This is a genomic window from Streptomyces sp. NPDC001544, assembly GCF_042894285.1.
Taxonomy (GTDB): Bacteria; Actinomycetota; Actinomycetes; order Streptomycetales; family Streptomycetaceae; genus Streptomyces.
The window spans coordinates 125,099-134,728 of the sequence record NZ_JBIAVN010000020.1 but is presented as its reverse complement, the minus strand read 5'-3'; the positions used below and the strand labels follow the sequence as shown (position 1 = coordinate 134,728).

General features: G+C 69.8%; 8 protein-coding genes. 3 read left to right on the top strand and 5 right to left on the bottom strand.

Annotated features, from left to right (window positions below):
• Nucleotides 1–294, top strand: a 294-nt coding sequence (locus ACFY0F_RS34480) for a hypothetical protein (protein WP_388803394.1), incomplete at its 5' end; no start/stop codon positions are given.
• A 122-nt stretch (nt 295–416) separates the two neighbouring features.
• Here ACFY0F_RS34480 and ACFY0F_RS34475 read toward each other — a convergent pair.
• Nucleotides 417–1,424, bottom strand: a complete 1,008-nt coding sequence (locus ACFY0F_RS34475) for a stage II sporulation protein M (protein WP_388803391.1) — start codon at nt 1,422–1,424, stop codon at nt 417–419.
• 111 nt (nt 1,425–1,535) lie between these two features.
• Between ACFY0F_RS34475 and ACFY0F_RS34470 the strand changes: the two genes are divergently transcribed.
• Nucleotides 1,536–2,486 carry an RDD family protein gene (locus tag ACFY0F_RS34470; protein WP_388803388.1) on the top strand — a complete coding sequence of 317 codons (951 nt, stop codon included), beginning with the start codon at nt 1,536–1,538 and terminating at the stop codon, nt 2,484–2,486.
• A 17-nt stretch (nt 2,487–2,503) separates the two neighbouring features.
• Here ACFY0F_RS34470 and ACFY0F_RS34465 read toward each other — a convergent pair whose 3' ends face one another.
• Nucleotides 2,504–3,118 carry a hypothetical protein gene (locus ACFY0F_RS34465; RefSeq protein ID WP_388803385.1) on the bottom strand — a complete coding sequence of 205 codons (615 nt, stop codon included), beginning with the start codon at nt 3,116–3,118 and terminating at the stop codon, nt 2,504–2,506.
• Between the two features lie 120 nt (nt 3,119–3,238).
• The gene (gene ahcY / locus ACFY0F_RS34460) at nt 3,239–4,696 is read right to left on the bottom strand and encodes an adenosylhomocysteinase (RefSeq protein WP_388803383.1); all 1,458 of its coding nucleotides are present in this window, start codon (nt 4,694–4,696) and stop codon (nt 3,239–3,241) included.
• A gap of 412 nt (nt 4,697–5,108) precedes the next feature.
• Here ahcY and ACFY0F_RS34455 point away from each other — a divergent pair, with 412 nt between their 5' ends.
• The gene (locus ACFY0F_RS34455) at nt 5,109–7,259 is read left to right on the top strand and encodes a fructose-specific PTS transporter subunit EIIC (protein WP_388803380.1); all 2,151 of its coding nucleotides are present in this window, start codon (nt 5,109–5,111) and stop codon (nt 7,257–7,259) included.
• A 73-nt stretch (nt 7,260–7,332) separates the two neighbouring features.
• On the opposite strand, the gene ACFY0F_RS34450 is transcribed toward ACFY0F_RS34455, so the two are convergent.
• Together ACFY0F_RS34450 and manA are read right to left on the bottom strand one after the other, a co-directional pair.
• The gene (locus tag ACFY0F_RS34450) at nt 7,333–8,313 is read right to left on the bottom strand and encodes a cation diffusion facilitator family transporter (protein ID WP_388803377.1); all 981 of its coding nucleotides are present in this window, start codon (nt 8,311–8,313) and stop codon (nt 7,333–7,335) included.
• Between the two features lie 146 nt (nt 8,314–8,459).
• Nucleotides 8,460–9,611: a mannose-6-phosphate isomerase, class I gene (manA, locus tag ACFY0F_RS34445; protein WP_388803374.1), complete on the bottom strand. Its 1,152-nt coding sequence runs from the start codon at nt 9,609–9,611 to the stop codon at nt 8,460–8,462.
• Nucleotides 9,612–9,630: the final 19 nt, after the last annotated feature.

Sequence of the window (9,630 nt, the reverse complement as noted above, 5' to 3'; positions counted from 1 at the left end):
CTGGCGTTGATTTTTGGCACGCTGTTGAGTTCTCAAGGAACGGTCGCTTCCTTTGTACTCACCCTCTCGGGCTTTCCTCCGGGCTTCCCTTCGGTCTTGCGTTTCCGACTCTATCAGATCTTTTCTCGATCCGATTTCCTCGGTGCTTTCCAGGTTTCCCGCTCTCGCGGTTTCCCTTTCCGGCGGTTCCGACTTTATCAGAAGTTTTTGGCCGGTCTGACCAGCCGCTCATTTCTGAGTTATCGGGAGAGGCTTCTCGGGAATCCAGTTCCTCGGGAAGCAGATAGATTCTAGCTGCCGTCTCCGGAGATGTCCAGTTCTAGGCAACTGTTTGAATCTACCTCCCCACTCCAGCCGTGTCAACAGCTATCGCGGGGCGAAGAGGAGACTAGCAGCTCACGAGGCTCGCTCGCACATCACGCGGCAGTCGGCACGCTGGCGCTGCGTTCGGCGGTGTCGATGTCGCCCGTGTCGCCGGCGCGCACCGCCCGGCCGCCGAGGACGTAGACGTACGTGAGGAACGCCAGCTCGGCGAGGACGCCTATTCCTATGCGCGCCCAGGTGGGGAGCCCCGACGGGGTCACGAATCCCTCGATGGCGCCGGAGACGAAGAGGACGAGAGCGAGGCCGATGGCCATGCCGACGGCGGCACGGCCCTCCTCCGCGAGGGCCGTGCGGCGGCTGCGCGGGCCCGGGTCGACGACGGTCCAGCCGAGACGCAGTCCCGTGCCGGCCGCGACGAAGACCGCGGTGAGTTCCAGCAGACCGTGGGGGAGGACGAGACCGAGGAAGGTGTCGAGCCTGCCGGCCGAGGACATCAGCCCCAGGCCGACTCCCAGGTTGAGCATGTTCTCGAACAGGATCCAGAGCACCGGGAGACCCAGGAAGACGCCGAGGACCAGGCACATCGCGGCGGCCTGGGCGTTGTTCGTCCACACCTGGGCGGCGAAGGACGCTGCGGGGTGGCTGGAGTAGTACGTCTCGTACTCGCCACCGGGGCGGGTGAGCTCCCGCAACTGGCTGGGGGCCACGATGGAGGACTGCACCTCGGGATGGGTACCGATCCACCAGCCCAGGAGAACCGAGATCGCGGTGGAGAGCAGAGCGGTGGGCACCCACCAGTGGCGCGAGCGGTAGACCGCCGCGGGGAATCCGTGTCCGAGGAAGCTTGTGACGTCGCGCCACGAGGCTCGGCGTGTGCCCGTCACGGCGCTGCGCGCGCGTGCGACGAGCTGGCTGAGCCGACCGGTGAGCCGGGGGTCGGGGGCGCTGGACTGGATCAGGGAGAGATGGGTCGCGGTGCGCTGGTAGAGGGCGACCAGTTCGTCGGCTTCCGTACCGGTGAGGCGGCGCTGACGGCGGAGCAGCGCGTCGAGGCGGTCCCACTCGGCTCGGTGGGTGGCGACGAAGACGTCGAGGTCCATCGGGTCTGTCCGCTCCTCTCCTCGTCCCGTCAGCTTGTCGTACCGCAGCGCGATGTGTCCTCAGCTTGGCAGACTTGCCGTTCTCCGGGCGGACCAGGAAGGGCGGCGGGCGTGAGTGAGCTGGTGACGGGCGAGGCGGTGGCGCTCGAATTGCGCCCCGCGAGGCTGCCCAGCAGGGCGCTGGCGGTGTTGCTCGATCTGGTCGTGGCCTTGGTCGTCTATCTGGTCGTGACCGTGGCGCTGGTGGCGGCGACGTCGTCTCTGGACGAGGCGGCCCAGGTCGCGCTGTCGATCGCCTGCTTCCTGCTGGTGCTGGTGGGCGGGCCGATCGCGGTGGAGACGCTCAGTCATGGGCGTTCGCTGGGGAAGCTGGCGTTCGGGTTGCGGGTCGTGCGGGACGACGGTGGGCCGATTCGGTTCCGGCACGCGCTGGTGCGGGGTGCCGTCGGGGTGGTGGAGATTTTGATGACGTTCGGTGTCGTCGCCTGTATCGCCTCGCTGGTGTCGGAGCGCGGGCGGCGGCTCGGGGACGTCTTTGCCGGGACCCTGGTGGTGCGGGAGCGCTTGCCGGTGGGGCGGGGTCAGTTCGTTCCTCCGCCGCCGCCCTGGTTGGCGGGGCGTTTCTCGGGGCTCGACCTGTCCGGGGTGCCCGATGGTCTGTGGCTTGCCGTCCGTCAGTACCTGACGCGTATGCAGCAGCTTGATCCGCAGGTCGGCTGGGCCATGGCGGAGCGGCTCGCGGCAGACTTGACGGCTCGTACCGGCGCTCCGGTGCCGCAGGACGTACCGCCCGCCGCCTATCTGGCCGGCGTACTGCACGAGCGGCAGGCCCGCGAGGCCCGGCGGGCCTTCGGTGGCGGTGGTGGCGGTCCGGCCGGAAGCGGCCTGCCCGGAAGCGGTCTGCCGGGCGTCGGGGGGACGCCCGTTCCCTCGGCGGGGATGCCCGGCGGTTACGCGCAGCCAGTCCCGCAGCCGCCCGTGCCGCCGTTCCAGCAGCCCCAGCCGCCTCAGCCGCCCGCCGGGCATGAGCAGCCGGCCACCGGTTTCGTGCCGCCGGCGTAGTTGGTGCCGGGCCTGGCTCAGTCGAAGGCCGACGGTGGTGACTGGAGGTCCTCCAGCTCGACGCCGGGCGCGGCGAGGACCACGTCGCCGGCGATGTGCACGGCATGCCGTTCGCCCGTGTCCAGGGCGGTGACCTGGTATTCGTCCACGGTCAGGGGGCCGTTGTCAGTGGCGTGTGTTTCTCTTTCCACCAGGGCCCAGGACTGGTCCACGGTGCGGGGGGCGAGGACCGGTTCCGTGAAGGCCACGAGACGTACGCGGGTCGCGGCGGAGGAAGGGGTGAGGCGCAGGAGACGGGCGGTGGCGATGAGGAAGGCGGGGGACGTGCCGGTGAAGGCGTGGGCGCGCACATTGCCTTCGGTGGCATGGGCGCCGGTGGGGTCGGTACGGACCCAGGTGACGCCGTCGAGGGCGGCGCCGCGCACCTGCCAGTTCCCGGCGTGGAGTTCAAGCCGGACGGGGCGGCCGAGTTCGTCCAGGGCGAGGTCGACGGAGCCGCTGTGCTCGCCCGAGGGCGTGGTCAGCCGGGAGACGTAGCGCCAGCCGGAGGGGCCGAGGGCGCACTGGAAGTGTTCTTCTGCGAAGGGGGTGTGATCGTGCGGATCGTGGAGCGAATAACGGCCGCGGGGCATGGGGGTCCTGGGTCTTGACGGGCTGCCGGTCCGGCCCTGGTCGCCGGTCCGGCCAAAGGGGCAGGCCCCCGGCACGGGGGTGCGGGGGCCTGCCTCGGAGTTCGGCGACGCAGCGGCGACTCAGTAGCGGTAGTGGTCCGGCTTGAACGGGCCGTCGACCTCGACGCCGATGTAGGCGGCCTGCTCCGGGCGCAGCTTGGTGAGCTTGACGCCGAGTGCGTCCAGGTGGAGGCGGGCGACCTTCTCGTCGAGGTGCTTGGGCAGCGTGTAGACGCCGATCGGGTACTCGGCCTGCTTGGTGAACAGCTCGATCTGGGCCAGGGTCTGGTCCGCGAAGGAGTTGGACATCACGAACGACGGGTGACCGGTGGCGTTGCCCAGGTTCAGCAGACGGCCCTCGGACAGCACGATGATCACCTTGCCGTCGGGGAAGGTCCAGGTGTGGACCTGCGGCTTGACCTCGTCCTTGACGATGCCGGGGATCTTCGCCAGGCCGGCCATGTCGATCTCGTTGTCGAAGTGGCCGATGTTCCCCACGATCGCCTGGTGCTTCATCCTGGCCATGTCGTCGGCCATGATGATGTCCTTGTTGCCGGTGGTGGTGATGAAGATGTCGGCCTTGTCGACGACCTCGTCCAGGGTCGTGACCTGGTAGCCGTCCATCGCCGCCTGCAGCGCGCAGATCGGGTCGATCTCCGTGACGATCACCCGGGCACCCTGCCCGCGCAGCGACTCCGCACAGCCCTTGCCGACGTCGCCGTAGCCGCACACGACCGCCGTCTTGCCGCCGATCAGCACGTCCGTGGCCCGGTTGATGCCGTCCACCAGCGAGTGCCGGCAGCCGTACTTGTTGTCGAACTTCGACTTGGTGACGGCGTCGTTCACGTTGATCGCCGGGAACAGCAGCACACCGTCGCGCTGCATCTCGTACAGCCGGTGCACACCCGTCGTGGTCTCCTCCGTCACACCCCGGATCTCGGATGCGAGCTGGGTCCACTTCTGCGAGCCGTTGGTGATCGTGCGGTGCAGGAGTTCGAGGATGACGCGGTGTTCGTCCGACTCGGCGGTGTCGACCGAGGGGACCTTGCCGTCCTTCTCGTACTCGACGCCCTTGTGGACGAGGAGGGTGGCGTCGCCGCCGTCGTCCAGGATCATGTTCGGGCCGCCGGTGGGGCTGTCCGGCCAGGTCAGTGCCTGCTCCGTGCACCACCAGTACTCGTCGAGGGTCTCGCCCTTCCAGGCGAAGACGGGGACGCCCTGCGGGTTGTCGGGCGTGCCGTTCGGGCCGACGGCGATGGCGGCGGCGGCATGGTCCTGGGTGGAGAAGATGTTGCAGGAGGCCCAGCGGACCCGGGCGCCGAGCGCGACCAGGGTCTCGATGAGCACGGCCGTCTGGACGGTCATGTGCAGGGAGCCGGTGATCCGGGCGCCGGCGAGGGGCTGCGCCTCGGCGTACTCCTTGCGGATCGCCATCAGGCCCGGCATCTCGTGCTCGGCGAGGGTGATCTCCTTGCGGCCGAACTCGGCGAGCGAGAGGTCGGCGACCTTGAAGTCCTGTCGGTTGTCGACAGTCGTCATTGCGAGCTGCTCCTCGGGTTGGGGCGAGGTGGATAGGGCTGGTCTGCGCGGCGGCGGACACACGGGTGCCCGAGAAGGAGGACACAGGCATGCCCACGTGCGCGCAGCGCAGTCCGTCGGAGGCCCTCTCTCCCTCGGTCGGTCCGCGGAGGACCGCCCGACCGCCATCAGCAGCGACGTCTGGCTCCGTCCCAAGCTACACCGGACGCCCCCGCTGTCCCCAGTCCGCATCCGAAGAGAGCACGTCGATCACATGCTGTGAGGGGGATGGGGGGAGGACGGTGAGGTCGCGGTCGCCGCAGGCTTTTTCAGCCTGCGGGTGTGGGGCAGGATGCCGGGAGATCGGGAAGGCCCGGTCGACGTGCGGGGCGTCCGGGACGGCGGTCCGTGCGAGGAAAGTGAGGAGACACACGTGACCAGTCCGGCCGGCCCTCCCCCCACGGGCAGCGGCGATGGTGCGCCGCAGCGGTTGAAGCTACTCGCGGTGACCGCGTGCCCTACCGGCATCGCGCACACGTACATGGCGGCGGAGAAGCTCGCGCAGGCCGCCGAGAGCCGTGGCATCGACATGAAGGTGGAGACGCAAGGGTCCATCGGGGCGGAGAACGTACTCGATGACAACGATGTCAGAGCCGCTGACGGCATCATCGTCGCCGCTGACAAGGATGTGGACCTGAGCCGTTTCGCCGGCAAGCGGGTCCTCACCGTCGGGGTCGCGGAAGGGATCCACCACCCCGAGCAGCTGATCGAGCGGGTGCGGACCGCCCCGGTGTACACGGCCGGCACGCATTCCGCTCCGTCGGCATCGGCGCGCGAGGGCGGCGGCAAGGAGCGGAGTGCGGTGTACAAGGCGCTGATGAACGGCGTCTCGTACATGATCCCGTTCGTGGTCGTCGGCGGTCTGCTGATCGCGGTGTCGCTCGCGCTCGGCGGTGATGCGACGGCCAAGGGCTATGTGATCCCGGAGGGCACCTTCTGGGCGCACGTCAACGCGATCGGCGGCATCGGGTTCCAGCTCATGATCCCGGTCCTGTCCGGCTACATCGCGTACGCGATCGGCGACCGGCCCGCGCTGGTGCCGGGCATGATCGGTGGCTGGATAGCCAACACGGGAGCGTTGTACGACTCCAAGGCGGGTGCGGGCTTCATCGGGGCGATCGTCACCGGGTTCCTCGCCGGGTATCTGGTGCAGTGGATCAAGAAGGTCGACGTCCCGAAGTTCGTCCAGCCGATCATGCCGATCATCGTCATACCGATCGTGGCGACGACGGCGCTGGGGCTGTTCTTCATCTACGTGATCGGCAAGCCGATCGCCTGGGTGTTCGAGCATCTGACCAGCTGGCTCAGCGGGATGACGGGCACCAGCGCGGTCCTGCTCGGCGCGATCCTGGGCCTGATGATCGCGTTCGACATGGGCGGGCCGGTGAACAAGACCGCGTTCCTGTTCGGCGCGGGACTCATCGCCACCGGCAACCAGACCGTCATGGGCATGTGCGCGGCCGCGATTCCGGTCATGCCGCTGGGGCAGGGGCTGGCCACGCTGATCCGCAGGCGGCTGTACACCGATCAGGAGCGGGAGACGGGCCTTGCCGCGCTGTTCATGGGTTGCTTCGGCATCTCCGAGGGCGCCATCCCGTTCGCCGCGGCTCGGCCGGCACAGGTCATCCCGGCCAACATGCTGGGCGGCGCGGTGGCCGGTGCCGTCGCCGGGTTGGCCGGGGTGAAGGACGCGGTGCCGCACGGTGGGCCGATCGTGGCGGTGCTGGGCGCGGTGAGCGGCGTGCCCATGTTCTTCGTGGCCGTGGCGATCGGCACGGTGGTCACCGCGCTGACGACCGTCACGCTGGTCGACCTGGGCGCGCGCAGGCGGCCCGCGGCCGTGGCCGCCACCGGGACCGCTGCCGGGACGGAGCCCGCGTTGGCCGGGGCAGGGGCCGCGGCCGGGGCTGCCGGAACCGTGGTCCCTGAGCAGACCGGTCCCGCCGCACCCGCCGAACGCGCGTCCACCGCTGAAACCACCGGAGCCATCGGAACCACCGAAGCCACCCAAGCCACGGTCGTGACGCCCACGGCCGCCACGCCCACGGCGACCGAAACCGTTCCCACCACCGCCCTCTCCGGACACCTCACCGAACGGACCGTCAAGGTCCGGCTCGAAGCGGTCGGCAAGGAGGACGCCATCCGCGAGATGGCAGCACTGCTGGCGCGCAGTGGCAGGGTCGCCGACGTGGACGAGCTCGTGGCGACCGCGTTGCGGCGCGAGGAGCAGGGGACGACCGGGCTCGGCGAGGAGATCGCCATCCCGCACGCGAAGACGGACGCGGTGACCGCGCCGGTCGTCGGTTTCGCGCGGTCGGCGGAAGGCGTCGAGTGGGGCTCGTTGGACGGTACGAAGGCCAGGCTGGTCTTCATGATCGCCGTACCGGAGGCTGCCGCCGGTGACGAGCATCTGCGGATTCTGGCGCTGCTGTCACGGAAGCTGATGGACGCCGGCTTCCGCGAGCGGCTGGCCGCGGCCGAGACCGAGAGCGCGGTGCTCGGCGTGCTGGGCGAGATCGAGTGACCGAACGGCCCGCGCGCTCGGCGCGCGGGCCCGCACGCCGGCTGTGCGGGCCCCTCGGACGTACGGAGCCGGATCAGTGTCCGACGGCGTGCGGGTTGGGGCCGCCGGGGGTCGCCTCCGGGTCGGGGCCCTTGGCCGCCTCGGCCTCGCTGTAGATGTCGGGCTCGAGGTAGATGACGCGGGCTATGGGGACGGCGGCGCGGATGCGGGCCTCTGCGGCGTTGATGGCCTTGGCGACCTGGGCGGCGGTGTCGTCGTGCTGCACAGCGATCTTGGCGGCGATGAGCAGTTCCTCGGGGCCGAGGTGGAGCGTGCGCATGTGGATGACGCCGGTGACCGTGTCACCGTCGACGATCGCCTCCTCGATCTTCTTGACCTCCTCGATGCCCGCGGCCTCGCCGAGCAGCAGCGACTTGGTCTCGGCGGCCAGGACGAGGGCGATGAGGACGAGCAGCACACCGATGCAGACGGTGCCGATGCCGTCCCAGACGCCGTCGCCGGTGAGCAGGGCGAGGCCGACGCCGCCGAGTGCGAGGACAAGACCGATCAGCGCGCCGAAGTCCTCCAGCAGCACGACCGGCAGCTCCGGCGCCTTGGCACGGCGGATGAACTGCGCCCAGGAGAGCTTGCCGCGCAGTTCGTTCGACTCCTTGATGGCCGTGCGGAAGGAGAAGCCCTCGGCGAGGGTCGCGAAGACCAGGACGCCCACCGGCCAGTACCAGTGCTCGATCTCGTGCGGGTGCCTGATCTTCTCGTAACCCTCGTAGATGGCGAACATGCCGCCGACCGTGAAGAGGACGATCGAGACGAGGAAGGCGTAGATGTAGCGCTCGCGGCCGAAGCCGAAGGGATGCTGCGGGGTCGCCTCGCGTTCGGCCTTCTTGCCGCCGATCAGCAGCAGGAACTGGTTGCCGGAGTCGGCGAGCGAGTGGACGCCCTCGGCGAGCATCGACGACGAGCCGCTGAACGCGAATGCCACGAACTTCGATACCGCGATCGCTAGGTTGGCGCCGAGTGCCGCCACGATCGCCCTGGTGCCGCCTGACGCGCTCATGTGTCCGCGTTGTCCCTTCGCCTCGGTACGCACGTCGGTACGTACACCGTTCAGGCCTGGCGCCCGTCGCCTTTGCCCGTCCTTTGCCGGTGGGTCATTCTTGCAGCCCCGTGCGGCACCGACGCCTCAGGTATCCACAGGTGCGGTCAGACAATCACCGTGGCGCGAAAGACGGTGCCCGCCCCGGACGCCTCGGCCTTCTCACCCGCCGGCACGAAGACGGACTCGCCGGGGGCCAGCTCGTACTCCCCCACCCGTACCGAACCGGCCGTGCACAGCAGGATCTGCGGGGTCGCCAGGGCGAGGTCATGGGCGGCACCGCCCGCCGGGAGGACGTACCGGGACAGCCGGAACTCGTCGATCGGCGTCTCGTAGACCTCCTCGCCGTCCGGGGACGCCTCGGGGCGCAGCACGCCGGGGTCGCCCGCCTCGAAGCGGACGACGCGCAGCAGTTCCGGCACGTCGACGTGCTTGGGGGTCAGGCCGCAGCGCAGGACGTTGTCGGAGTTGGCCATGATCTCGACGCCGAGGCCGCTGAGGTAGGCGTGCGGAATGCCGGCGCCGAGGAAGAGGGCCTCGCCGGGCTGCAGGCGTACGTGGTTGAGCAGCATGGCGGCGATGACGCCGGGGTCGCCCGGGTAGTGGTGGGCGAGTCCGGCGTAGGGCTCGTAGGCGCCGCCGAGGCGGGAGCAGGCGGCGGTGGCGGCGGCGACCGTGCGGGACATCTCCTCGGGGTCGGCCGTCAGGACGGCGGTGAGGACCTCGCGCAGGGCCGCGTCCTCCGGCTGGGCGTGCAGCAGGTCGACGTAGGGCTTGAGCGCGTCCACCCCGAGCCCGTCGAGCAGGCCGGCGGCCGCCACCGGGTCACGGAAACCGCAGAGGCCGTCGAACTCGGTGAGCGCGCAGATCAGTTCGGGCTTGTGGTTGGCGTCCTTGTAGTTGCGGTGCGGGGCGTCGATCGGGACGCCGCGGCGCTCCTCGTCCGCGAACCCCTCCTTCGCCTGTTCCAGGTCGGGGTGCACCTGGAGGGAGAGGGGGGCGCCCGCGGCGAGGATCTTCAGGAGGAAGGGCAGGCGGGGGCCGAACTTCGCCACGGCCTCGTCGCCCAGTTCCCCCTTCGGGTCCGCCTCGATGACGTCGACGAGCGTGCCGCGCGCGGTGCGCGAGGGTGCGCCCGGGTGGGCGCCCATCCACAATTCGGCCTGCGGCTCACCGGTCGGCTCGACCCCGAGCAACTCGGGGATGGCCGTGGGGGAACCCCAGGCGTAGGGGCGGATGGTGTTCTCGAGGCGGTCCATGTCTGTTCTCTGTCTCCGT

Bases quoted from the DNA above. Each gene is read 5' to 3' on its own strand.
- ACFY0F_RS34475 (WP_388803391.1), bottom strand. From the start codon at position 1,424: ATGGACCTCGACGTCTTCGTCGCCACCCACCGAGCCGAGTGGGACCGC.
- ACFY0F_RS34465 (WP_388803385.1), bottom strand. From the start codon at position 3,118: ATGCCCCGCGGCCGTTATTCGCTCCACGATCCGCACGATCACACCCCC.
- ahcY (WP_388803383.1), bottom strand. From the start codon at position 4,696: ATGACGACTGTCGACAACCGACAGGACTTCAAGGTCGCCGACCTCTCG.
- ACFY0F_RS34450 (WP_388803377.1), bottom strand. From the start codon at position 8,313: ATGAGCGCGTCAGGCGGCACCAGGGCGATCGTGGCGGCACTCGGCGCC.
- manA (WP_388803374.1), bottom strand. From the start codon at position 9,611: ATGGACCGCCTCGAGAACACCATCCGCCCCTACGCCTGGGGTTCCCCC.